Raw genomic sequence first — 24,232 nt, forward strand, 5'->3', positions numbered from 1 at the left:
ATTTTGAAGATAGCTTACTGCTTTACTTTTAAAGTTTATTGAAGTAAAACAATCACCCATTTTTGCCCAGCGGACTCATAAGTTTGTAATTCATTAAAACCAATAGCATAATGTGCACTTAAGGAACGGGTATTTGTGGCATCTACTTCAGTGATAATAGAATTAAAATTTTCTCGTGATTCGGTTTGCATGGTTTTGTATAATTTTCTGAATATACCTTGCTTTCGAAATGCCTTATCAATACAGATTTGTCCCATAACCATGTAATTCTCCGGTTTGGGAATAACAGATTTTATTTGGGTAAACATAGGTTTTAAAACCTGTATTTCATCTGCAAACTTTGGATGCATACAGAGGGCGTAACCAACAACTAAATCACCTGATTTGGCTATAATATGCGGACATACATCATTCATTGCTTTTAAAATTTCAAAAGTATGTTTTACGGTTACAAAACCTTCTTGGACCTTTTCCTTGGGAGAAAGTGTAGAGGACAGGTTTTTCTTTTGAAGAGCTAGAATTTGCTTTAGCTCACTATCTGTTGTAATCGTAGTGGTAATCACTTTTAATTTACTTTTAACCATTCTTGTCTATTGCGCAACTGTTTTTTTGAAGGTTTTATATTTTCTTTTTCCATTAGTTGCAGATGGTAATCTGGATTTCTTTCCAGAATAAGTTTGGTCTGTTTTATGAATCCTTGGCTTGTAAATTTAATGTTTAGGGTATCCCCAACCTTTAGCCCTGCTATATAAGCGCTAAACTGTTGCCCGTCCGGGAATCCGGCATCATTTATATGGGTTATAATATCTCCATTGTTCAATCCGGATTTATATGCTGGAGTGCCCATTTTGGGATTGGATTGTATCTGACCGTGTCCGTCGCCATTTAAAGAAACCGATGCCCCAAAATAAGGTTCTTCCGGATTTTGTTTGAGCGCAACACCAACGGAGTTTAAAAGAGACTTGTAATCCGGCATTTCGCTTTTATAGATGTATTTGCCAAAGAAATTTTGAGCAATATCATTTCCTGCATATTCTGCTAAGGATTTTTGCAGGTTTTCAACGGTATACGGTTGCTCGCTTTTACCATATTGCATCCAGACGTGTTTCATAAAATCGTCCAGGTTTAGTTTTTCTTCTCTCAGGGATAAATCAAGCGCTAGTCCTAGAATACTCCCGTAAGAGTAATAGGAGATAAAAGTATTTTCCCGGTTAACAGGATCTACGGAAGTGGCTGCATCTACAAACGGAGCTTGGTAGCTCATTTCTATAGGATTAAAAAATTGGCGTGCAGGTGAGTTCCAAACATAATTAAAAGTACCGCTAATACCCTCTACATATTTTGTGGGCGAAATAATCCCTGCCCTACAAAGTATAAGGTTGGTGTAGTAACTTGTAAAACCCTCGGCAAACCACAACGCTCCGCTCATGTTGGTTTCTTCAAAATTAAAAGGTTCCAATGATTTGGGGCGTATGCGCTCTACGTTCCAAGCGTGAAAAAACTCATGAGACACGGTACCTATGTTACCACTCATGCCTCCTTCTGCTAAACTACGTGTGCTGGTGAGTATAGTTGAATTACGGTGCTCCATGCCATCACCCGAAGCATTGGGAATGTAACAGGCCAAAAAGGTGTAGGTGCCGTAATCGAATTCGGGTAGTTCTCCATAAACATCTCTCTCCGCCAAAACGGTTTTCTTCACGTTCTCAAAATAAGCATCCAATTCTTCATCGGTGCCATTATGATGCAATACAAAGCGTATTTTTTGTTTCTTTCCATTATCCTCTACCTCAAACTCACGAACGGAATGGTTACTGATTTCCGTAGGGCTATCCATAAAATAATAGAGGTTGGGGGCAGAATAGGTTGTTTCGGAAACCAAAGGAAGTTGGGTGGCGACTTTCCAGCCTAAATCCTTTCGAACTTTGAAATCCACTTTAATTTTTCTCTCATTAAGCGCAGGAGCATACATGAACGTTGCAGGTATGTTCAGGTGTGCGTGGGTTTCGTCCACCTGTGAATAAGTTCCGTCACCTCGGTTAGCAAAGAGCGTATAGCTTATGTTAATAAGATCGTCATGTCCTATTACTTGCCATTGGTAGGGGTCTGGGCGCAGAACTTCCAAAGTTTTTCCTTTACTGTCCGTAGCCTTAAAATTATATACGTTCTTGGCAAATTCATGTAACGCATAGCGGCCAGGTGACGTACGGCTCATTCTAAAAGAGATCGTATCCGTTTTTAACTCTGGAAAGCTTCCTTTGATAACCGCTTCATGGTGAATGGCGTTTTCAAAAGAAATTTCATAGCTATTGGTTTGGGCAAAAAGTATACTAATGGTAGTAAGCAATAGGGACGTAAGGTAGAATTTCATTAATGTAAATTTAATGTCACTAATATACCATTTAAAGAGTGTATTCTCTACATTTCAATTTAGTATATAAGATTAGTCCCTGTGTGACCAACCAAATGCATACATAGGAGAGGGGTATTACTTTTTTCAGTATGTGTAGGCCATTCACAATAAATTTTAAATAACCCTAGTTATTGTTCAGGACGATATTCTATAATCTTTCCATTTAGATAAAACCCCTGAAAAAGGGGTGTTCTTAAGAAATGCTTGGTCTTACCTTTGTTGTCAATAAAAACCTCATTATGATTCATTCTTTAAAAAGTTACACTTGGTTCATCTTAGTAATAGCTTCAATAAGTGTTGTACATGCCCAAAATGACACTATCTACTATAATAAAAGTTGGAAACCGGTTACGGTGAAAGATAGTGCTTCGTTCTTTAGAATTCCGGTTACGAAAAATGGTGAGTTGTTTCATATGCAGGATTTTTACCTGTCCGGGAAGAGACAAATGGAAGGGTTTTCACTATCCGCGGAAAAGGACATTTGGCAAGGTAAGGTAACATGGTATAATGAAGATGGCTCTGTTTATCAAAAAGGCGATTATGAGCAAGGTTACCTAGAAGGAGATTTTATAACCTATTTAAAAGGGAATAAGTTAAAGGCAAAATATAGCAAAGGTCAATTTATATCGGGAAAAAGGAATACAAGTTATGGAGACCGTATGTACTATATGGAAAAGGCGGGTGATACCATAAAGGAAATCGTCTATCAAGATGATATAGGCGGTATACGGTTTGAGCGTATTGGCACCAAAGATATATACGAGCTCAGTTCAAAATATTATGGAGAAGGAGGTACATATATTGGGGAAAAAACAACTTCGCCCAACGGCAATATCAAAGGAGAAGAGGTAACTTATATGTATGGCCCCATGCGAGTTAAAAACATTAACTATTACAGTAGAGGTACGGTATTGGGGCAGACTTTTTACTATCCCAACGGAAAACTCCGATCGTTCTTTCAGAAGGAGCCGGATTTGGCCCATATTTATTATACTCCGGAAGGAGAGGAGATGGGTAGGATAAACTATAAAATGGATGCTTATGGCATTATCCCCAACAACGGAACCTTAATAAATTTTGCTTACGGAAACTACAAGGACAATTATGAAAATGAGTATAAAATTGCTAGAAAAACAACTTACACCAATGGTAAAATAAGTGAGGACGCAGATTACTATTTGAACGGTCAGGTAAAAGCAATAAATACATTCAAAGATGGGCAAAAGATACTTCAGGTAAGTTATACAGAAGATGGTTCCGAGCTGGCAAAGATGGAGTATGAAAACTATAAGCCCATGAACGGTACGGAAATTAATTCATTGGGACAAAGAACCTATGAAAACGGAGAATTGATCAAGGAAATTATCTTTTTCTATAAGACCGATATTGTTCAAATTGAGAAAACCAACGAAATAGAAATCTATTATGACAAGGAGGCGAACAAGTTGGGAGAGCTAGCGCTAGAAAACAGTAGTTCATATCCAAAACCTTTGGAGGGTAAGCGTTATACCTACGATTATAATGATGGATCCGTAAGCGGAATAGAAGAGTATGAAAACGGAGGGCTAATTCGTAAAACCTACTGGAGAAAAAGAAAGATCGATGAAGATTCTTCTGCTGTTTTTAAGAGAATAGAAGAATATGATGGAGAAGGTTATTATAAAACCAAGGAAATAAAGTTTTATAGTAACGGCAAGAAACAGAGCGAAACTTTATATAAAAAGTATGTGGAGTCAACCGGGACTTTCTACAGTAAAACAGAAGAGGTTTTGGGTTCTTTTGATTATATAAAAAAGGAAGGAACGCGATATAAATTTTTTGGAGATTCGGATGCGGTTCAAGAATATGAGGTAATCAAAAATGGAGAACAAATCGCCTTTAAAAAATATGATTACGGAAATGATGCTAAGTATGGTAATATTAATCCGGTACTGGTTGAAAACATGGATGTTAATTGCTGTGCGTCTTTTTATGATAGGGACGGTAAATTAATTGCCGAAGTAAAATTCAAGAATCAAAAACCATGGAGCGGTGAGTATTACGACCCAATTTCAAGGGAATTGTTTCAGATTAAAGAGGGCAAGAAATCTGGGGATTACAAAAAGTTGGATTATAGTAAAAACCTACTCGCAGAAGGAACTTTCAAGAACGACAAAAAAGAAGGCGTTTTTAAAACCTTTACATATAAAGGTGTTTTGCTGTCAAAAGAAATTTACCAGAATGATAAATTAAATGGAAAAGCTACATATTATGATCAGGATGGCGAGCAAATTGGGGAAATGCTGTATAAAGACGGAATGCCCATGGATGGTGTGAGGACATCAGTTTCCAGTTATAAAAATACCATTCAAACCTATAAAGGCGGACAACTGCTTAAAGAAGATATAAAAACTAAAGAAGGCCTATTGGTCAAGTCCTATTCAAAGGATGGCATAGTGAGCTGTAAGAAGTATTTTCCTAATGGAGAGAAGATAAAATACAGTTTTGAATTGTGGCAAGGACAGCTGAATGGAGACGTCGTAAAATATGATGTGGATGGTAAAGAGTTGGCGAGAGCCGTTTTCGATAAAGGCCAACTTGTGAGCGGAACGGTGTATTTGAAACAGGGATATAACGATAAAAATTTGGCATACTATAGTCTTAATAAAAAAGGGGATGCCCTTCTACTGTCCATTTACGGAGAAGATGATAAGCTTTTGTTTTCATCCGAAGAAAGGCTTTATTTTGGAGAACATACTTTTTTCTCGCAAAAGCTAGGATTGGAAGTGAAGTATTTTAACGAGGGTATCCTGTATTGATTAAATATGTATGTTTTAATTAAACAGCTTACATTTGGGGTATGGTAAACCTGCCCCATAAACTAATACAAAAACTTGAGGATAGGGCCCGGCAGAACGCCATGCGCAATTTGCCGGTGCCAAATGCAAAATGGGTAGACTTTTCTTCAAATGATTATTTGGGCCTTGCTCAAAAACCCGAGCTGTACCATGTTGCCCAAAATATCCTGAAACAAATGCCAGGCGTAGTAAATGGGGCTACCGGTTCTAGATTAATAAGCGGGAATCACCCGCTATACGCAGAACTGGAAATGCAGTTGGCCGCATTTCACAAATCGGAAGCTGCGCTGGTCTTTAATTCCGGTTATGATGCCAATATTGGTTTTTTTAGTTCCGTGCCCCAAAGAGGAGATGTTGTTCTGTATGATGAATATATTCATGCCAGTATTCGTGATGGAATGCGCATGGGCAATGCCAAAAGTTACAAGTTTAAACATAACAGTCTTGCCGATTTAGAAGCAAGATGTAAAGCAGAGCGAAGTCGTAATCACCCAGATGTAGAAATTTATGTGGTAACGGAATCTGTTTTTTCTATGGATGGAGATACGCCCGATCTAGTTGGGTTTGCCAAAATATGTGGCACATACAACTGTAGGCTCGTTGTTGATGAGGCCCATGCCGTTGGGGTCTTTGGGAAGCAAGGTGAAGGTTTGCTCCATGAATTGAATTTGCAAAAAGAAGCTTTTGCCCAAATTGTAACTTTCGGTAAAGGTTTGGGTTGCCATGGGGCCGCTATTTTGGGGAGTGCTTCGCTAAAAACGTACTTGGTGAATTTTGCTCGGAGTTTTATTTATACCACTGGGCTTTCACCAAATTCGGTCGCTTCGGTTTTATCGGCTTACGGCCATCTTAAAAATCAATGTGTTGAGGTGGAGAAATTGAAACATAACATATCTTATTTCAACCGTAAATTGGTTAGCTCAGGATTGCAGGGGCAGTTTATTTCCAGTAATTCTGCCATTCATTGTTGTTTGGTGCCAGGCAACGATAAGGTGCGCGATATGGCCAAGGCAATTCAAGAAAAGGGATTTGATATCAGGCCTATTCTTTCACCCACTGTGCCTGCAGGTCAGGAACGTTTGCGAATTTGTCTTCATAGTTTTAATTCCGAAAAGGAGATAGATAATTTACTCAAAACGGTAATGGATACGGTGTAGTATGAAAGAAAAATTTTATACCATAGCTTCTTTTGAATATCCGGCGGATGTTCAGATTCTAAAGGGAAAATTGGAATCTGAGGGAATATCTGTTTTCTTGAAAGATGAATATACACTTAATTCAGACCCAATGATCAGTAATGCAATTGGCGGGGTTAAAGTACAGGTCTACACGGAAGATAGGGAAAAGGCTGTAGAAATTTATAATGAAATTAGGGCCTATGCCATAGATGATAATGGTAATTTGATTGTGTGTCCTAACTGTAAAATGCAAAAATCAGAGGTGTATTATAACAGAAAAGGAATTTTATATAAACTTTTTCCATTTTTTGAGGAAAAAAAATACAAATGCCTACATTGTAACATGATAACAAAACCTCAATAGCATGCAGCAGATTTTTGTAACAGGAATTTCAACTGAAGTAGGAAAAACTATAGCTTCGGCAATTATAGCGGAAGCCCTAGAGGCCGATTATTGGAAACCTGTACAAGCCGGAGATTTGGACAATACGGATAGCGATAAGGTTAAATCCTTGATTTCCAATGAACGGACCGTTATTCATAAAAGTAGCTACGAGTTAAAAACACCAATGAGTCCGCATGCTGCTGCAGAAAGGGACGGTGTAAAGATAGACCGACTAGAAATTGTTGAACCCCAAACGGATAATTCTCTTGTTATTGAAGGTGCCGGAGGAATTTTAGTGCCCCTTAGCGAGAATGATACGGTCTTGGATATAATTATGCCCACCTATCATGTTGTGGTGGTATCCAGGCATTATTTAGGAAGCATCAACCATACACTTTTAACGGTGGGTTGGTTACAGCAAAAAGGGTACGATGTGTCCATACTTTTTAGCGGAGCCTCTAATCCTGAAACCGAAAATATTATTCTGCACAAAACCGGTGTTTCTGCCATTGGTCGTATAGATGAAGAGGCTAGTTTTGATAAAGCCGTTGTTAAGAAATATGCTGATAAATTCAGGTCTGCACTAAAGTCTCTTTAGTCTCTTTTTAGTCTATTCGCACTAGGGCCATATCCACTTCACTTATTGTAAATTTGTATAGCGGTGTACGGTCTTCTAAATTTTGCTGGTTAAATATATAGTAACCGGGCAGTTCGCATTGGTCGGTTTTTGTTACAATGACCTTACGGGACATTTCTAGGTATGCTGCTGTCGCGTAGAGTTTAAAAGGTGTCTGAATATGGGTGCGCAAATCTTCTTGGGTAAAAACATAGAGCGGAGCTTCGTCGCCAATAATTTTATGAATGTCTTTTGCATAGGTCTGGTGCGGTGCACTGGAGGAGGTCAATGCCTTTAGAGGTAAGGCAACATGGTCAAAGACCAGTCTACACATTACAATAAAAGCAATAACAAAAAGGTGTTTGGTATAACCTATAGTCTTATGGTGAAAAAGAAATATTGCTGCTACAACTAGCCCAAAAATTGGCACGGTATATTTTAGATGTGGAATAATTGAAAAATAACCAATGAACGGAATAGCCAAGCATGCAATACAGGTAGCGATCATCAGAACTTTAAAGAAGATATGGTACGTTTTATGTTTCCAGTTAGTTTCGTTAAGTTGAAGAAACAAAGGATAGGTAAGCACTGTTATGACCATAGGAAAGAACATGTAGGTATAACGCATTCTGGCTCCCGGCGACACCCAGTATACCAGAAAATTACCAAGAAAAATAAGGGTTAGGAACAACAAATAGGGGTTTGCTTTAATGTTGCGTATTTGCTCTTTTTTCCAAATGAACAAAAGAAATAAAGTTGCTGGAAATATAACCGCTAAAAAGTTTAAAGGAAGAAAGAAAAGGTGTTTGATCATCCCGTCAAATTTGTCGCTTAGTAAGGTGCGCTGCTGTGTTAGTCCCCACATTTCCGAAACGTACCTGCCCAAATCTTCATAGCTTCCGTAGATGTAGAAGTAAGCATAGACTGCTGCTGCCGATAATAAAAAGCTGAAAATGTGAGGCCAGGAGAAAAGTCTTTTTAAATCTTTTTTATAAAGTAAATAAATGCCCAGTGTAATTATAATGAAAGCAAAGGAAGCAAACCCCTTGGTTAAAAAAGCAAGTGTAATAAAAAAATAGGCACAACCGAACATAAGGAAAAACCGCCGTTGTTGATAAAAGTGAAAAATGCTAAAAATACTTAGAACCACTAGGAGGGAATAAAAGATGTCAATCTCTGCGGTAACGGAAAAATAAAAATAGATATCTGCACATACCAAGTAATAGAAAGCGGCTAAAATGCCAAATTTGGTATTAACATATTTCTTTCCCATATAAAAAGAGAGAATACCGGTGAGAAAAAAGGAAAAAGCAGAAGGAAATCTAAGGGCAAAGGTATTGTAGCCAAAAAGTTTAATGCTACCCGCTAATACAATGTTCCAAAGTGGGGGATGGTCATAAAAAGTTTGGTTCAAAATGGTAGTAACCACAAAATTGTTGTTCAACAGCATCTCTAGGGCTACAAGGGCGCGACGCGGTTCTTCTGTGTATAGAGGAGCAAGGTGTAGATTGTAAAAAAGGGATATCGTGTAGAGAACAATTATTAAAAACGATAGCAAGTATAGGTTTTTGGTATTGGTCGGGTGTAAAAATCCGGCATCAAAAAACTTCATGTTTTTATAGATTTTGTTGGTCTAAAGATCAACAAAATACTTCAAAAAAAAAGTTTTAATTCCTCATCTTTGCATCATGAAGAAGGCAAATACATCAGAAACCCTAGTAACCGAAACGCTATCCGCTAGAGATAAAAAACACCTGTGGCACCCATTAACGCAGCATAAACTGCATTCTAACATGTTAGGAATAGTTAGGGCAAAAGGTGCTGTTTTGTACGATGAGAATGGAAAGGAATATATAGATGGCATAGCCTCATGGTACACCAGTGCCTATGGTCATTGCAATGAGTATATTACCAACAAGGTGCATGCTCAAATGCAAAAGTTGGATCAGGTGGTATTTAGTGGATTTACCCATGAACCTGCAGTAAAACTGTCCGAAGAGCTGATAAAGGTTTTGCCCAAAAACCAACAAAAACTCTTCTTTTCCGATAATGGTTCCACGGCTACAGAAATAGGCATTAAAATGGCCTTACAGTTCCATTTTAATCAGGGTAGAAAGCGCAAGACCATGCTTGCTTTTGAAGAAGGTTTTCATGGAGATACGTTCGGTGCCATGTCCGTTTCTGGGCTTTCGGTGTACAACGGCCCATTTGAGGAATTTTTTATCGATGTAGAGCGAGTTGCCGTTCCTACGGATGAAAATATTGAGGAAATCTTACTTCAGTTGGAAACGAGGTTAAAACAAAACGATATTGCAGGCTTCATTTACGAGCCTTTGGTACAAGGTGCCGCGGCGATGAAAATGCACAAAGCCGAAAATCTAGACCGTATTTTACGCCTTCTAAAACAGCATGAAGTGCTCACCGTTGCCGATGAGGTAATGACGGGCTTCGGAAAAACCGGAAAACCCTTTGCTTCGGAGTATATTGAAACCAAACCTGATATAATTTGCATGTCCAAGGCCTTGACTGCGGGCTTGATTCCTATGGCAATTACGAGTTGTACCCAAGAGGTTTATGATGCCTTTTATAGCGATGAATTGGCTAAAGGTTTATTCCATGGTCATACCTATACAGGTAATCCATTGGCGTGCACTGCGGCTTTGGCCGGACTGGAACTGTTGCAATCACAGGATATCCAGGCTAGAATTCAAAGCATAATCGCATCACATCAGGTGTTCGACCTTAAAATTAGAAAGCACCCAAAAGTAGCCCGTACCCGCCAATGCGGTATTATTTACGCCTTGGACCTTAATGTAAAAATGGAACGTTACGGGAATTTACGTGACCAAATGTTCAAACATTTTATGGATAATGGCGTATTTTTGCGGCCCCTTGGTAGTACCATTTATATTTCTGCTCCCTATGTGATTACGGATGCGCAGTTGCAAAAAATATATGCTACCATAGAAGATTTATTGAACAGTATTTAAACTTGCCGCTTGAAAGAACCAATATCCATTACCGCCATAGGCTCAATTTCCCCATTAGGGAAAACTTCCAGCGAAACTTGGGCGAACTACTCTAAAGACAACCATTTTTTTATTCAAAATGAATTTGGAGAGGAGTTAGAATGGATAGCCGCTTTGTCCAATGAGTCTAAGCAAGCGATAGAGGCACTCAGAAATTCGGACAATAAATATAAAAGCCTTGATGATTCCGTTCTTTTCGCCTTGTATGCCTCAAGAGAGGCCATTGCCACAGCCGGATGGAAAGCGGGAGATGACTTTGGTATCAACATAGGGTCCTCAAGAGGGGCAACGGCACTTTTTGAAAAATACCATCAAGAGTTTTTGGCGAATAACAAAACGGCAACGCTCACTTCACCAACTACAACCTTAGGGAATATCTCCTCGTGGATTGCGCATGACCTTAAGACCCAAGGTCCGGAAATTTCTCATTCCATAACCTGTTCTACGGCACTTCATGCTGTTTTAAACGGTGTGGCATGGCTAAGGAGCGATATGGCAAACAAATTTTTGGTAGGTGGCAGCGAAGCCCCGTTAACGCCTTTTACCATTGCCCAAATGAAGGCACTAAAAATATATTCCCAATACAAAAAGGATACGGATACCAATAAGGGGAATGAGTTCCCGAACCGTGCCTTGGACTTTGATAAGGAAAGGAACATGATGGTTCTTGGAGAGGGTGCCTCCGTTATCTGTTTGGAAAATGGAGTTTCCTCTAAAACCTTGGCCGTAATTGAGGGTGTAGGGTATGCCACAGAGCCTTTGCGCCATAATATTTCAATCTCTACGGATGCGGAGTGTTTTCAGAGTTCCATGAAAATGGCTTTGGGAGAAATAAATCCAAATGAGGTAGATGCCATTGTAATGCATGCGCCAGGAACAATTAAGGGAGATATATCTGAGTATAAGGCCATTGAGAAAGTATTTTGTAACAAGTTGCCTTTTCTGACTACAAATAAATGGAAAGTAGGGCATACTTTTGGAGCTTCGGGAGCGTTAAGCATAGAATTGGCGGTCTTGATGTTGCAGCACCAACAGGTGGTAAAAGTACCTTTCGTTACCTATTCGTCTACACCAAAAAAACTTAGTAAAGTTTTGGTAAATGCGGTAGGTTTTGGGGGTAATGCAGTTTCTATTCTATTGTCTCGTAACGTATAGTCCGCTTTCGAATTAGTTTAAGGTAAGATTATTCTTATCTTTAATCGCCAACCTAACTTTTAGCTTATGGAACTAGGGTTCGAAATGATGACTTTATTTGAGAAAATCTATTGGGTAACGGCCTTAGTGGCCTCCGTAATTCTCATTATTCTTCTATTATTAACTTTTATTGGTGGGGAGGTAGATGATATAGATGGCGATGTAGATGCCGATATTGATGCGGACACCGGAATTGAATTTCAATTTTTATCCTTTAAAAACCTTGTTGGTTTTTTTACCCTTTTTGGGTGGTCCGGTATCGCTTGCTTGGATGCGGGAATGTCCAAAGGCATTACGGTTCTTATATCGTTGATTTGCGGTCTGCTAATGATGTTGGCCATGGCATCTTTATTCTACTATTTGGGTAAACTGCAAAGCAGCGGTACTCTCAAACTTAAGAATGCCCTTAACCAAATTGGTGAGGTGTATTTAACTATTGGAGCCAATCGTAAGAGCATTGGTAAAGTAAGTATAAATGTGCAGGGAACACTGCGCGAACTGGAAGCATTGACCAATGCTAATGAAGACCTTGTGCAAGGCAATGTAGTTATCGTAAAAGAAGTTACCGCAAACGGAATTTTAATTGTTGAACCCCTAAATAAATAACCAAATGTTATTAATACCCTTACAGTTAGCGGGAAGCGCCTCGTTGCTCGCCATTGGCTTTGCCATTCTCTTCTTTTTTATCATTATCATATCGTTCATTAGAAGGTACAAACGTTGTCCTTCTGATCGTATCCTTGTGGTGTATGGTAAAGTAGGTGCCGGTAGTTCGGCAAAATGTATTCATGGTGGTGCCGCCTTTATTTGGCCCGTGATCCAGGATTATGAATATTTGGATTTAACGCCTATTTCCATTGAGGTTAATCTTGTAAACGCGTTAAGTAAGCAGAATATTAGGGTGAATGTCCCTTCTCGTTTTACCATTGGTATTTCAACGGAACCGGGAATTATGCAAAATGCCGCCGAACGTCTTTTGGGGCAGGGTATGCAAGAGGTTCAGGATTTGGCAAAAGAGATTATTTTTGGTCAATTACGTTTGGTAGTGGCTTCAATGGATATTGAGGAAATCAATTCGGATCGAGATAAATTTTTGACTAATATCTCACAGAGTGTAGAATCGGAATTAAAGAAAGTGGGTCTCAAACTTATCAACGTAAATATTACGGATATTGTAGATGAGTCGGGCTATATAGAAGCTTTGGGTAAGGAAGCCGCGGCACACGCTATTAACGCGGCAAGAAAATCCGTTGCTGAGAAAAACAGAGATGGTTCTATTGGTGAGGCCAATGCGGTACAGGATCAACGTACACAGGTGGCAGCTGCCAACGCGCAGGCTGTAGAAGGGGAAAATATTGCAAAAATCAATGTAGCAAATTCGGATTCGTTACGTCGTCAGAGAGAAGCGGAAGCGGAAAGAACAGCTATTGCAGCGGAAAAAGTACAGGCAGCAAAAGCTTTGGAAGAGTCTTATGCGGCTGAAAAAGATGCAGAAATTGCAAGAGCGGAAAGGGTACGTAGTTCTCAAATGGCAGATATTGTAGTTCCTGCGGAAATAGATAAAAAGAAAGTTGAGATTGATGCCGAAGCAGAAGCAGAGATGATCCGTAGAAAAGCAAAAGGTGAGGCAGATGCTATTCTGTTCAAGGCACAGGCCGAAGCAAAAGGTCTGTTCGAAATCTTAACGAAGCAAGCACAAGGTCTTGACGAAATTGTAAAAGCTGCAGGCAACAATCCTAAAGATGCGGTATTGTTATTAGTGGCCGATAAGCTTCCTGAATTGGTAAAAACCCAAGCAGAAGCTATCAAAAACATTAAAATTGATAAAGTAACCGTGTGGGATTCCGGTGCCAAGACAGCAGATGGAAAAGGCTCAACGGCTAATTTTATCTCTGGAATGTATAAGTCGGTCCCACCATTGCAGGAAATGTTTAATATGGCCGGAATGCAATTGCCAGAATATTTAAAAGGCAAGGATGTAGCCGATGAAAACGAGGTTAAAGATGTAAAATCTGTTAATTCGGGCAAGGAAAAAGAAAAGGAATAAATCGGTTTTCAATCTTTAGAATAAGGGCCCGTTGAGTTATTTCAGCGGGCTTTTTTCATTTCTATAAGCATGATTATTTGGCCTTATTTGGTATTCTAAATTTAGAAAGGTTATTTTTGAAGCCAGATTTCAAAAAGACTATGAGCGAAACTAGACATAACTGGACGAAAGAAGAGATTCTTGATATTTACAATAAACCTTTAATGGAGCTGCTGTATGATGCGGCTACCATCCATAGAAAACATCATGATCCCAATACGGTTCAGGTGTCTACTTTACTTTCTATAAAAACGGGCGGTTGCCCGGAAGACTGTGGGTATTGCCCACAAGCGGCAAGATACCACACGGATATTGAAGGAAACGATCTTATGAAAGTTTCGCATGTAAAGGCTCAAGCTTTAAGGGCAAAAGCTTCCGGTAGTTCTCGTGTTTGTATGGGGGCTGCATGGCGTAACGTAAAAGATGGTCCTGAGTTTGATCAAGTTCTGGAAATGGTACGTACCATTAACAAGCTAGATATGGAGGTTTGCTGTACTTTGGGTATGTTAACCGAAAACCAGGCACACCGTTTGGCAGAGGCAGGTCTTTACGCTTATAACCACAATTTGGATACTTCAGAAGACTACTATAAAGATGTTATTTCTACCCGCGCATTTGAGGATCGTCTAGAAACTATAGATAACGTTCGTAAAAGCAACGTAACAGTTTGTAGCGGTGGTATCATAGGTATGGGAGAGGCAGTTCAAGACCGTGCCGGAATGTTGGTGGCTTTGGCTAGTCTAAACCCACAACCGGAATCTGTGCCTATCAATTCATTAGTAGCCGTAGAAGGTACGCCAATGGAAGATATGGAGCCTGTTTCCATTTGGGATATGATCCGTATGGTGGCTACCACGCGTATTGTGATGCCGGAGACCCAAGTGCGTTTATCTGCTGGTCGTACAGAAATGAGCAGGGAAGGACAGGCTATGTGCTTTTTTGCCGGAGCCAATTCTATTTTTGCTGGAGATAAGTTATTGACCACTCCAAATCCTGACGTAAACGAGGATATGGAAATGTTCAAATTATTGGGATTAAATCCTCAAAAGCCGTTTACCAAAGTTTCTCAACCCAAAACTGTGGAAGCTTCGGAATCTAAGTTGCAACCTCTTGGTGAAAAGCCAAAATGGAGCCGACCGGGCCATACTATTGAGCGTAATGAGGAGGCTAAGGCAAAGAGTAAAGTGGTAGATTAGGTTAATTTTAAGAAAATATTTCCATAAGGTTAATTAAATTTGCCAACTATACATAACCTTAATTCCATTGAAATTAGCGGCTATTCCAAGGGTATCAACAATCTCTAAGGAAGATTTTTTAGAACAGTATTTTAAACCGCAGAAACCTGTGGTGATAGAACGCGCCATAGAAAATTGGCCGGCTTTTAAAAAATGGAACCTTGATTATATTCGGGAGGTTGCAGGAGATAAAACTGTTCCTCTTTATGATGATCGCCCGGTAAACCATGAAGATGGTTTTAATGAGCCGCATGCGCAAATGAAGATGTCCGAATACATTGATTTGCTAAGGGCCAAACCTACCAAATACCGAATCTTTCTTTGGAATGTGCTAAAGGAAGTGCCTCAGCTTCAAAAGGATTACGAGTTTCCTGATTTTGGATTGACCTTAAAGAAAAAGTTGCCCATGCTCTTTTTTGGGGGGATGGACTCTTACACCTTTATGCATTATGATATAGATATGTCCAATATTTTCCATTTTCATTTTGAAGGAAAAAAGGAGTGTATCTTGTTTGCGCCTTCAGAGACTAAATATTTGTACAAGGTGCCCAATTCGCTTATCACCCATGAAAGCATAGATTTTGATAATCCGGACTTTAATAAGTGGCCCGCCTTGCAAAAGGCCAACGGTTATAAAACGGAATTGAACCATGGTGAGGTGCTATATATGCCCGAAGGATATTGGCATTATATGAAATACAAAACTCCTGGATTTTCTATGAGTCTAAGGTCTTGGCCAAAGAACCCCATAAATTTTGCCGAGGGGCTTTATAATGTTTTCATAATGCGTAATTTTGACATCTTAATGCGAAAAATACAAGGTCAGAAATGGATAGACCGAAAAAACCAAAAGGCCATAGAGCGAACCTCTAAAAGAGTGTCCAATTAATTTTTTCGAGCATCCATTTTTCATAAAAACACACTTTAAATGAAATTTTACATTCTATCAGTTTGCTTACTTCTTACAACTACTTTTCTATCGGCTCAGGCTTATGAGGGTAGGGATGATCAAAAGTTCCAGGTTGGGGCCAATTTTCAGGGACACGGCACAGGAATTATGACTTCTTATGATTTTGGATTGGGTGAGAATATATCTATTGGAGCAACGGCAACCTATCTTTTGGGTATTGATGAGAGTGTTTCTGCCAGTACTTGGGAGCGTTTTGATACAAAGGCCCGTTTTAGTGCGCATTTAGGAAATATAGTGGGACTTAGTGATGAGGTTGATGTTTATCCAGGATTGGACCTAGGTCTTAAGAATTTTGGTTTTCATTTGGGTGCGCGTTACTTTTTCTCGGACGGTTTGGGAATTTACACGGAATTAGGTTTTCCTATTGCCAAATATAAAATTGAGGATTTGGAACCTGCCGATAAGCTTCACAACCAATTCATGGTTAACATAGGGGCTGTTTTCAACTTTTTATAAAAGAATATAGTTTAGGGAACAAGCTCTTTTAGTTTTTCGTAGACTAAATGGCTTTCCCATCCCCTATATAAAAGATAGTCCGCTAATTTCTTCTTTCGTTTTAAGGGGTTTTGTTCGGTAATCTGCTCCAGTCTTTTTAAGGCTAAGCTGTCCAGCGTTTTTAGATAGGCCTCGTCGTCTATTTCTTTTAGTGCTGTGGTAATATTGTATTTAGAGATATTGCGTTGCTTCAGCTCACTTACAATACGATTTCTGCCCCATTTTTTCATGGAGAACTTACCTCGGGCAAAACTTTGGGCAAAACGTTCTTCGTTCAAGAAATTCTCATGGATCAAGTGAACTATAATTTGATCTATGGCCTCGGGAATCATTCGCATTTGCTTGAGTTTCGTAACCACCTCTTTGTGGCAGCGGTCTTGATAGGCGCAATACCCTTCTAGTTTTCTTTTGGCTTCTTCAATGGAATAGGCGCGTTGTTCATGCATATAGAAATTCTGGTTTTGCCAATGTATCTAGAAACAAAAATACAATTTGAAGTAGTAAGGAAGCTAACTTTGAATTTAAATATAAGGCATAAAAAAAGCGACCATCGTTGCCGAAGGTCGCTTTAAAACTTTTAATATATGGTTTTACCGTCTTTATCTTTAAAACGGTATTCAAGATACGTATACGCATCCCTAGGTTGAATTTTAATCCATTTTTTGTGTTCTAAGAACCATTTAGAACGCATGGAAGGAAAGCCTTTAGTAATATAGGCCGCGATAAACGGATGAATGTTAAGTGTAATTCCGTTATCTTTTTTAGGGCCTTTCAACAACTTTTCAAGGTCGGCATTAATTTTGTCTATCAAGACTATTGGGGCTTCTATTTCTTTCCCATTACCATTCGGATTTTCCTCGGTGGTCTTGATGTTCATTTCGGGCCGTACCCGTTGTCTTGTAATCTGTATAAGTCCAAACTTACTAGGAGGTAATATTTTATGCTTGGCGCGGTCATCTTTCATTTCATCGCGAAGATGGTCAAAAAGTTTTTTCCTGTGCGGTGCTTTTACCATGTCAATAAAATCAACAACGATAATGCCTCCCATATCTCTCAAGCGCAATTGTCTGGCTATTTCAGAAGCTGCCAGAAGGTTTACCTCTAAAGCGGTATCTTCTTGATTTTTGGCCTTATTGGAACGGTTACCGCTGTTCACGTCTACAACGTGAAGTGCTTCGGTATGTTCAATAATAAGGTACGCACCTTTGCTCATGCTGGCGGTACGGCCAAAAGAAGTTTTTATCTGTCGCTCAATTCCGTATTTTTCAAAAATAGGAACGGATGAATTATACAGTTTAACTATAGATTCCTTTCCAGGTGCAATTTCTAGCACATAATCTTTGATCTGATCATGAAGGGTTTCATCATCTACATGAATTCCGGTAAAGGAATCATTAAAAATATCCCTAAGGATAGAAGATGCCCTGTTGAGCTCGACCAATACTTTTGAAGGCGTGTGGGCCTTGTACAATTTTTTACACATTGTTGACCATTTGGCCAACAAATTTTCTAGGTCTTTGTCTAGTTCCGCTACTTTTTTGCCTTCGGCCACTGTTCTTATAATGACGCCGAATCCTTTAGGTTTAATACTTCTTACCAGTATTTTTAACCTTTCTTTTTCTTCACTGCTTCCTATTTTTTGAGATACGGAAACACGATCGGAAAAAGGTACCATTACCAAATAACGCCCCGCAATGGAAAGTTCGGAGCTAATTCTAGGTCCTTTGGTAGAAATAGGTTCTTTAACGATTTGAACCAATAATGACTGGTTGGCTTTGATGACGTCTGTAATTACGCCATTCTTGTCAATATCTTTTTCAAATGGAAAGTTGGCTAGTGAGTAATCCGTAATTTTATTGGTACTCACGCCTTTTATGAATTTAAGCATAGTGGCCAGTTGTGGGCCAAGGTCATGATAGTGCAGAAAAGCATCTTTTTCATAACCAACGTTTACAAAGGCGGCGTTTAGACCGGTAACCGGTTTACGAACCTTTGCCAAGAAAATATCACCAACGGAAAAATCGTTGTTGTCTTCTTCTTTATGCAATTCAGTGAGCTTTCCATCTTTTAGGAGTGCAAAATCGACGGCATCAGAACTAGATCGTACGATTAATTCTCTATTCACCTGAATGTATTTGTATTTGCCGGTACTTAATTAATAAGTAGGCAAATAGATTAAACAATTATTAAAACGAATTACTGGAATTCGCCGAGATTTTCTGCAATCTCTATGTCAATGAACGTATGGGGTGAAAAAACAAGCGAAGGGGTTGAAAATTTCAACCCCTAGCAACTATTTTTTCTTGTGTCTGTTAGCTCTCCTACGCTTCTTGCGTTTGTGGGTAGCTACCTTATGTCTTTTTCTCTTCTTACCACTCGGCATAAAATTCTACTTTAAGTTAGTATATTTATTTTACTTGTACGTTGCTTTTGACACCTTCTACAAAAACCTTTGCAGGTTTGAATGCAGGAATATTGTGTGCCGGTATTTTAATTGTAGTGTTCTTGCTAATATTTCTTCCAGTTTTTTCGGCTCTAGTTTTAATAATAAAACTACCAAAACCGCGAAGGTACACATTATCACCACTTTCCAAAGAAGATTTCACCTCTTCCATAAAACTCTCAACTGTAGCCTGTACGTCTCCTTTTTCAATTCCCAGCTTGTCTGAGATTTTCGATACAATTTCTGCTTTCGTCATCTTTCGTGTTAAATTTTCAGTATAATTTTTTTGGGATGCAAATATATAAATTAAAATTAATCTTTTGTGCTAAAGGGTTAATTTTAAGTCGTTCACCATCACTTTTCAATTTATGGCTATTCTGGGTAATGTATATCCGTTTATAATCCGTTAATTTTGGCATGAACTAGCGGTAAAAATGACCTTTTCAGATAAAATCCTTACTTGGTACCAAGAAAATAAAAGAACCCTTCCTTGGCGTGGTACCCGTGATCCGTATAAAATATGGCTTTCAGAGGTCATGTTGCAGCAAACACGGGTGGTTCAAGGTACTCCATACTACCTTAAGTTCATTAGCAATTACCCCAAAGTTCACGACTTGGCCAATGCTTCGGAAGAAGAAGTTTTAAAGCTTTGGCAGGGTTTGGGTTACTATTCCAGGGCAAGAAACCTGCATGCTACGGCTAAGATGGTAGTTAATGAATATGGTGGTAATTTTCCTGATACCTATAAGGAGTTATTGTCCTTAAAAGGTGTGGGAGATTATACTGCAAGTGCCATTTCGTCTATATGTTTTAATAGACCCGAACCGGTGGTAGATGGTAATGTTTACAGGGTGTTGGCTCGGTATTTTGGTGTTGATTTGCCTATCAATAGCACGGAAGGTGTTAAATATTTCAAAAAGTTGGCCAGAGAGGTTATGGATACGGATAATATTCGTGATTATAACCAAGGAGTCATGGAGTTTGGTGCCATACAGTGCTCACCTAAAAATCCCAATTGTAGCGTATGTCCTTTAAATGAAAGTTGTGTTGCACTTCAAAATAACAAAGTAGACCAACTTCCGGTAAAGCTTAAAAAGACCAAGGTTCGGAACCGTTATTTTAACTATGTTGTTTTCATGTCGCAAGATGAAAAGACCATTCTAGAGCAGCGAAAAGGCAAGGGAATTTGGCAAAATCTTTGGCAATTTCCTCTTATTGAATCGGAAAAAGAGCTTTCAGATGCAGAGTTTTTAGTAAATGTAAAGGGTTTGGACGATGAAATCAGTATTGCTTCCATAGATAAGTTTAATGTCTGCCCTATTGTACACAAACTTTCCCATCAACATTTATACACAACGTTCTGGATTGTACAGGTCAAAAGTGATTTAAAGGAAGGTGTTTCAATGACAGAGGTACAAAAATACCCGGTTCCAGTATTAATAGCCGACTTTTTAAAGAAATTGTAAGCTCTATTACTAAAAGGAACCTTAGTGTTTTTTTATTTTCTTCAACTTTATCCGTAAATTATAAAAATCGTAACAGTAACACTTGATAGTGGAGGTTAAAAAACAAGTATATTTGTAGATTCAAACTTGCAAAAAAAAAGTAGATTATGAGCGGTACATTAAATAAGGTAATGTTAATTGGCCATTTGGGCGATGAAGTAAAAATGCATTATTTTGAAGGTGGAGGATGTATTGGCCGCTTTCCTATTGCTACTAACGAGACCTACACGAACAAGCAAACGGGAGAACGTGTTACCAATACGGATTGGCACAACGTAGTGGTGCGTAATAAAGCTGCTGAAATATGTGAAAAGTATTTAAGCAAAGGAGATAAGGTCTATGTAGAGGGGCGTTTAAAAAACCGCCAATGGCAAGGAGAAGACGGCAACACACGTTATAGTACCGAAGTGCATGTGCAGGATTTTACGTTTCTTACTACTAAGAAAGAGAGTATGTCAAATCAGCAAGGAGGTGGGCAACAACCACAGCAAAACTCCGTTTCAAATACAGCAAGTAGTCCTAAAGCCGCGCCTTTAGTTCGGCCAGAGCAGGAAGATGATCTTCCTTTCTAAGAAAAAAGATGTATTTTTAGTAGTAGCCTCTATAGATGCAATTAAAATATGAAGCAAGCGCACACAGACCATTGTAATTTTATAAAATCACCTAATGCCGATTTATATCTAGAGCAAGGGTGTGGTGCGCAGTTATATTCACTAACCGCCTTTTATTACTAAATTTCTGACTGTTGGACCCTGACCCCCTTAGTTTAGTACCTTATTTTGTCACTTTTACAGGTGCTTTTGCATTTGAAATTACAATTCTAGTTGTACTGCTAATGTCTTCTGCCCTCATTTCTGGTGCAGAGGTTGCATTTTTTGGTCTTTCACCTACAGATGTCAATGAGATTTCAGAAAAGAAAAGTGTTCGCGGGAATATAATAGTTAAACTCTTGGATAGGCCCAAGAAGCTTTTAGCCACTATTCTTATTGCAAACAATGCCATTAATATTGGTGTTGTATTGCTCTTCAGTACTATTGGTAACTCCCTTTTTGCGAATGTGGAATTAGAATGGGTCCGGTTTGTTTTGGAAGTAGTGGTCGCTACTTTTTTAATATTAATGTTCGGAGAAATATTACCCAAAGTCTACGCGAACCGTAACAGAATAGCATTTGCCCATTTAATGTCTTATCCTCTAAATATTCTAGACTTTTTGTTCAGTCCGCTTAGCCTCCCGATGAGGGCGGGTACAATTTTTATGTATAACAAATTGGGCAAACAAAAATCCAACTTAAGTGTAGACCATCTCTCGCAGGCCTTGGAGTTAACGGCAGAAGGTGATACTACCAAGGAAGAGCAGAAGATATTGCAGGGTATAGTTACTTTTGGGAATACGGACACAAAGCAGGTCATGCGCCCCAGAATAGATATTTTTGCGGTTAGCGAGGATATGAAGTTTTTAGAGATACTGTCCGAAATAAAGACCCATGGCTATTCTAGGATTCCGGTTTTTTCGGAAAATATGGACAATGTTCTTGGTGTGCTCTACGTTAAGGATCTACTACCTTATATAGATAGGAAAACCTTTAATTGGATGACGCTTATTCGTGAACCTTATTTTGTTCCGGAAAACAAAAAACTAGATGATCTGTTATTAGAGTTTCAGGAGAAGAAGAACCATTTGGCCGTAGTTGTGGATGAATATGGGGGGACTTCTGGGATTGTAACTCTAGAGGATATTATAGAAGAAATTGTAGGCGATATAAGTGATGAGTTTGATGATGAAGACCTTGTGTTTTCAAAATTGGACGATTTTAATTTCGTTTTTGATGGTAAAACTGCCTTAAAGGATTTTTATCGAGTAGCCAAAATTGAGAATGAAACCGAATTTGAAGAACAAAAAGGAGAGTCTGAGACCATTGCCGGTTTTGTTCTTGAGATAGCCGGAAGTTTTCCTAAGAGAGGAGAGGTAATCTCGTTTAACGATTATCAATTTGTAGTAGAGAGCTCAGATAAAAAGAGGTTAAAACAAATAAAAATAACGTTGCCCCAAAATGTATAGATATCGTTTATTTCTTTTAATATTGCTCGCATTGGTCATTGGATGTAAGGAGGAGGTTTTGCCCAAGCCCAAAGCTCAGTTGCGTTTGGAGTATGATGCTCCCCAGCAGGGAGAGTTGCAAACAGAGCATTTTATGTTCAGTTATAACACAAATGCGAAAATTAAAAGTAATACGGAGACTTCTTTAGTTTTAGATTACCCTGAAATGAAGGGCGAAATCTATATCAATTACAAAAAGGTTGATGACAATGTAGAAAAATTGCTTTCTGATGCTCAAAAGTTGAGTTACGAACATTCCGTAAAAGCAGACGGTATTTTAGAGCAGCCTTTCGTTAATGAGAAGAACAACGTATATGGTATGTTCTATGAGGTTAGCGGAAATGCGGCTTCACAAGCTCAGTTTTATGTAACGGATAGCACTAAGAATTTTATGACCGGTGCGCTATATTTTTATACAAGGCCCAATTATGATTCCATATACCCTGCGGCTGCTTATCTTCAAAATGATATTAGGGGAATTATGGAGACTTTAAAGTGGAAAAATTAGATAGGTCTGTATTTTTTAAACTTGTTGTGTTTATCTTAGGCAATTAAATCTTTTGAGATTTATATATTTAGCATAAATATGAAGTCTAGTTTGCTTTCATGAAAATTTTTAGCTTTTGTTGTCTTAAAATGACCGATATAGAAGTTTATTATAATAAATTTGTATTATTATACTTACAAATTTCATAATTGTTTTAATAGGATCTAATGTCTTTACTCCAGATAATCCATCGACTAAAAGAAGTAAATAGTTTAACCAAGCATGAGCAATTGGTACATGGTGTTATCGAAGCTTTGGATTCTGGTGAAATTTCTGTTGGCGATAAGTTACCTTCCATAAACAAAATGGTATCTGATGTTGGCTACGCTAGAAAAACCATCGTTAAGGCGTATGAAGAGTTAAAAGAGAGAGGATTAGTAGAGTCCAAAAAGCTCAAAGGTTATTTTATAATAAGTGATGAAACTAAAGTAACGCTTAGAATAGCCCTGCTTTTATTCTCCTTTCAGCGTTTTCAGGAAGATTTTTACAATACTTTTAGAAAGGAGTTAGGAAACCGCTATCAGATAGATGTCTTCTTTCATCATAATAATGTTTCTATTTTTGAAACCATCTTTAACAATATTCGTGGGAAGTATGGAATGTACGTGGTGGCTCCAATTCCCGACAAAGCCATTAGACCACTTCTTGAAACTATTGAGCCTCAGAAATTATTGATTGTTGACCGGTATTTGCCCATGCCAGAAGAGTATTCTTATATTTCGCAAGAGTTTGAAGGAACTACTTTTGATAAATTGGTAGAACTGCTTCCGGAAATTAAAAAGTTCAAGAAAATAGTTCTTTTCTATGCGGAAAATAGAGATTATCCAAGAGGTATACTAATCGCATTCCATAGATTTATTGCCGATTATGGTTTGAACGGCGTTGTTGTGGAGGATTATATTGAAGGTTCCGTCGAAAAGGAAACAACCTATTTTTTCATAAACGATGCGTCTCTTTGGGAATTACTTAAAGATTGTCATACTAAGGGATTGTCAGTAGGTAAAGATGTTGGGGTGTTGTCCCACAATGATCATATAATCAAAGAAATTGTCTTTGACGGCATCACTACCATCTCAACAGATTTTAAGGATATGGCAACTTTAGCGGCTCAGCACGTAAAAAACAATGTTACTTCTCAGGTTATAGTTACTTCAAAACTGTTCAAGCGTAATTCCTTGTAATACGGTTGGATGACCCTGAG

At 38.6% G+C, this 24,232-nt stretch carries 22 protein-coding genes; 16 read left to right on the forward strand and 6 right to left on the reverse strand.

The annotated features are described in order from the left end of the window. Positions 1 to 35: 35 nt before the first annotated feature. Complete coding sequence (locus H9565_RS03175; protein ID WP_215437398.1) at positions 36 to 584, reverse strand: GNAT family N-acetyltransferase; 549 nt, start codon at positions 582 to 584, stop codon at positions 36 to 38. After that, positions 566 to 2,371: a M61 family metallopeptidase gene (locus H9565_RS03180; protein WP_215437400.1), complete on the reverse strand. Its 1,806-nt coding sequence runs from the start codon at positions 2,369 to 2,371 to the stop codon at positions 566 to 568. The genes H9565_RS03175 and H9565_RS03180 overlap by 19 nt, the downstream gene beginning before the upstream one ends. A 281-nt stretch (positions 2,372 to 2,652) precedes the next feature. Here H9565_RS03180 and H9565_RS03185 point away from each other — a divergent pair, with 281 nt between their 5' ends. The 4 genes from H9565_RS03185 to bioD are packed head-to-tail and all read left to right on the forward strand — an operon-like array spanning position 2,653 to position 7,411. After that, on the forward strand, positions 2,653 to 5,211 hold the full coding sequence (locus H9565_RS03185; protein WP_215437403.1) for a toxin-antitoxin system YwqK family antitoxin: 2,559 nt from the start codon (positions 2,653 to 2,655) through the stop codon (positions 5,209 to 5,211). 41 nt (positions 5,212 to 5,252) lie between these two features. Continuing rightward, positions 5,253 to 6,407, forward strand: coding sequence for an aminotransferase class I/II-fold pyridoxal phosphate-dependent enzyme (locus H9565_RS03190; RefSeq protein ID WP_215437406.1), 1,155 nt, complete (start codon positions 5,253 to 5,255; stop codon positions 6,405 to 6,407). A gap of 1 nt (position 6,408) precedes the next feature. Continuing rightward, a complete protein-coding gene (locus H9565_RS03195; RefSeq protein WP_215437408.1) occupies positions 6,409 to 6,792 on the forward strand; it encodes a putative signal transducing protein in 384 nt (127 codons plus the stop codon). Between the two features lies 1 nt (position 6,793). After that, positions 6,794 to 7,411 carry a dethiobiotin synthase gene (gene bioD / locus H9565_RS03200; RefSeq protein ID WP_215437411.1) on the forward strand — a complete coding sequence of 206 codons (618 nt, stop codon included), beginning with the start codon at positions 6,794 to 6,796 and terminating at the stop codon, positions 7,409 to 7,411. Positions 7,412 to 7,418: 7 nt separating this feature from the next. Here the strand turns inward: bioD and H9565_RS03205 are convergent, their stop codons facing one another. Continuing rightward, complete coding sequence (locus H9565_RS03205) at positions 7,419 to 9,041, reverse strand: glycosyltransferase family 39 protein (RefSeq protein WP_215437413.1); 1,623 nt, start codon at positions 9,039 to 9,041, stop codon at positions 7,419 to 7,421. Between the two features lie 76 nt (positions 9,042 to 9,117). On the opposite strand from H9565_RS03205, the gene bioA reads away from it, so the two are divergent. The 7 genes from bioA to H9565_RS03240 all read left to right on the forward strand — a co-directional run bounded on the left by bioA (position 9,118) and on the right by H9565_RS03240 (position 16,399). Continuing rightward, positions 9,118 to 10,419 (forward strand): adenosylmethionine--8-amino-7-oxononanoate transaminase, encoded by a 1,302-nt coding sequence (gene bioA, locus H9565_RS03210; RefSeq protein ID WP_215437416.1) that lies wholly within the window; start codon positions 9,118 to 9,120, stop codon positions 10,417 to 10,419. A gap of 9 nt (positions 10,420 to 10,428) precedes the next feature. Continuing rightward, positions 10,429 to 11,613 (forward strand): beta-ketoacyl synthase N-terminal-like domain-containing protein, encoded by a 1,185-nt coding sequence (locus tag H9565_RS03215; RefSeq protein WP_215437418.1) that lies wholly within the window; start codon positions 10,429 to 10,431, stop codon positions 11,611 to 11,613. A gap of 66 nt (positions 11,614 to 11,679) precedes the next feature. Continuing rightward, complete coding sequence (locus H9565_RS03220; protein WP_215437419.1) at positions 11,680 to 12,258, forward strand: hypothetical protein; 579 nt, start codon at positions 11,680 to 11,682, stop codon at positions 12,256 to 12,258. A gap of 4 nt (positions 12,259 to 12,262) precedes the next feature. Beyond that, a complete protein-coding gene (locus H9565_RS03225) occupies positions 12,263 to 13,699 on the forward strand; it encodes a flotillin family protein (protein ID WP_215437420.1) in 1,437 nt (478 codons plus the stop codon). 140 nt (positions 13,700 to 13,839) lie between these two features. Next, a complete protein-coding gene (gene bioB / locus H9565_RS03230) occupies positions 13,840 to 14,934 on the forward strand; it encodes a biotin synthase BioB (protein WP_215437421.1) in 1,095 nt (364 codons plus the stop codon). A gap of 67 nt (positions 14,935 to 15,001) precedes the next feature. Further along, positions 15,002 to 15,862 carry a cupin-like domain-containing protein gene (locus tag H9565_RS03235; RefSeq protein WP_215437422.1) on the forward strand — a complete coding sequence of 287 codons (861 nt, stop codon included), beginning with the start codon at positions 15,002 to 15,004 and terminating at the stop codon, positions 15,860 to 15,862. A 39-nt stretch (positions 15,863 to 15,901) separates the two neighbouring features. Then, positions 15,902 to 16,399 (forward strand): DUF6646 family protein, encoded by a 498-nt coding sequence (locus H9565_RS03240; RefSeq protein WP_215437424.1) that lies wholly within the window; start codon positions 15,902 to 15,904, stop codon positions 16,397 to 16,399. An 11-nt stretch (positions 16,400 to 16,410) separates the two neighbouring features. Here the strand turns inward: H9565_RS03240 and H9565_RS03245 are convergent, their stop codons facing one another. From H9565_RS03245 to H9565_RS03255, 3 genes are all read right to left on the reverse strand, one after another. Then, positions 16,411 to 16,884, reverse strand: a complete 474-nt coding sequence (locus H9565_RS03245) for a regulatory protein RecX (RefSeq protein ID WP_215437427.1) — start codon at positions 16,882 to 16,884, stop codon at positions 16,411 to 16,413. A 131-nt stretch (positions 16,885 to 17,015) separates the two neighbouring features. After that, complete coding sequence (locus tag H9565_RS03250) at positions 17,016 to 18,563, reverse strand: Rne/Rng family ribonuclease (RefSeq protein WP_215437429.1); 1,548 nt, start codon at positions 18,561 to 18,563, stop codon at positions 17,016 to 17,018. 283 nt (positions 18,564 to 18,846) lie between these two features. Next, complete coding sequence (locus H9565_RS03255; RefSeq protein WP_038236075.1) at positions 18,847 to 19,137, reverse strand: HU family DNA-binding protein; 291 nt, start codon at positions 19,135 to 19,137, stop codon at positions 18,847 to 18,849. Between the two features lie 178 nt (positions 19,138 to 19,315). Between H9565_RS03255 and mutY the strand changes: the two genes are divergently transcribed. From mutY to H9565_RS03280, 5 genes are all read left to right on the forward strand, one after another. Further along, positions 19,316 to 20,347, forward strand: coding sequence for an A/G-specific adenine glycosylase (mutY, locus tag H9565_RS03260; protein WP_215437431.1), 1,032 nt, complete (start codon positions 19,316 to 19,318; stop codon positions 20,345 to 20,347). Between the two features lie 146 nt (positions 20,348 to 20,493). Beyond that, positions 20,494 to 20,958, forward strand: coding sequence for a single-stranded DNA-binding protein (locus H9565_RS03265; protein WP_215437433.1), 465 nt, complete (start codon positions 20,494 to 20,496; stop codon positions 20,956 to 20,958). A 173-nt stretch (positions 20,959 to 21,131) separates the two neighbouring features. Continuing rightward, complete coding sequence (locus H9565_RS03270) at positions 21,132 to 22,445, forward strand: gliding motility-associated protein GldE (protein ID WP_215437435.1); 1,314 nt, start codon at positions 21,132 to 21,134, stop codon at positions 22,443 to 22,445. Continuing rightward, complete coding sequence (gene gldD / locus H9565_RS03275) at positions 22,438 to 22,992, forward strand: gliding motility lipoprotein GldD (protein ID WP_215437438.1); 555 nt, start codon at positions 22,438 to 22,440, stop codon at positions 22,990 to 22,992. Before H9565_RS03270 ends, gldD begins: the two co-directional genes overlap by 8 nt. A 206-nt stretch (positions 22,993 to 23,198) precedes the next feature. Then, positions 23,199 to 24,212, forward strand: coding sequence for a GntR family transcriptional regulator (locus H9565_RS03280; protein WP_215437440.1), 1,014 nt, complete (start codon positions 23,199 to 23,201; stop codon positions 24,210 to 24,212). Positions 24,213 to 24,232 lie beyond the last annotated feature (20 nt).

Origin of the sequence: Zobellia russellii, from assembly GCF_018728565.1 — a bacterium.
In the GTDB taxonomy this organism is placed as follows: domain Bacteria; phylum Bacteroidota; class Bacteroidia; order Flavobacteriales; family Flavobacteriaceae; genus Zobellia; species Zobellia russellii.

Coding starts and splice junctions, on each gene's coding strand:
- H9565_RS03175 (WP_215437398.1), bottom strand. CDS start 584: ATGGTTAAAAGTAAATTAAAAGTGATTACCACTACGATTACAACAGAT.
- H9565_RS03180 (WP_215437400.1), bottom strand. CDS start 2,371: ATGAAATTCTACCTTACGTCCCTATTGCTTACTACCATTAGTATACTT.
- H9565_RS03185 (WP_215437403.1), top strand. CDS start 2,653: ATGATTCATTCTTTAAAAAGTTACACTTGGTTCATCTTAGTAATAGCT.
- H9565_RS03190 (WP_215437406.1), top strand. CDS start 5,253: ATGGTAAACCTGCCCCATAAACTAATACAAAAACTTGAGGATAGGGCC.
- H9565_RS03195 (WP_215437408.1), top strand. CDS start 6,409: ATGAAAGAAAAATTTTATACCATAGCTTCTTTTGAATATCCGGCGGAT.
- bioD (WP_215437411.1), top strand. CDS start 6,794: ATGCAGCAGATTTTTGTAACAGGAATTTCAACTGAAGTAGGAAAAACT.
- H9565_RS03205 (WP_215437413.1), bottom strand. CDS start 9,041: ATGAAGTTTTTTGATGCCGGATTTTTACACCCGACCAATACCAAAAAC.
- bioA (WP_215437416.1), top strand. CDS start 9,118: ATGAAGAAGGCAAATACATCAGAAACCCTAGTAACCGAAACGCTATCC.
- H9565_RS03220 (WP_215437419.1), top strand. CDS start 11,680: ATGGAACTAGGGTTCGAAATGATGACTTTATTTGAGAAAATCTATTGG.
- H9565_RS03225 (WP_215437420.1), top strand. CDS start 12,263: ATGTTATTAATACCCTTACAGTTAGCGGGAAGCGCCTCGTTGCTCGCC.
- bioB (WP_215437421.1), top strand. CDS start 13,840: ATGAGCGAAACTAGACATAACTGGACGAAAGAAGAGATTCTTGATATT.
- H9565_RS03240 (WP_215437424.1), top strand. CDS start 15,902: ATGAAATTTTACATTCTATCAGTTTGCTTACTTCTTACAACTACTTTT.
- H9565_RS03245 (WP_215437427.1), bottom strand. CDS start 16,884: ATGCATGAACAACGCGCCTATTCCATTGAAGAAGCCAAAAGAAAACTA.
- H9565_RS03255 (WP_038236075.1), bottom strand. CDS start 19,137: ATGACGAAAGCAGAAATTGTATCGAAAATCTCAGACAAGCTGGGAATT.
- mutY (WP_215437431.1), top strand. CDS start 19,316: ATGACCTTTTCAGATAAAATCCTTACTTGGTACCAAGAAAATAAAAGA.
- H9565_RS03265 (WP_215437433.1), top strand. CDS start 20,494: ATGAGCGGTACATTAAATAAGGTAATGTTAATTGGCCATTTGGGCGAT.
- gldD (WP_215437438.1), top strand. CDS start 22,438: ATGTATAGATATCGTTTATTTCTTTTAATATTGCTCGCATTGGTCATT.
- H9565_RS03280 (WP_215437440.1), top strand. CDS start 23,199: ATGTCTTTACTCCAGATAATCCATCGACTAAAAGAAGTAAATAGTTTA.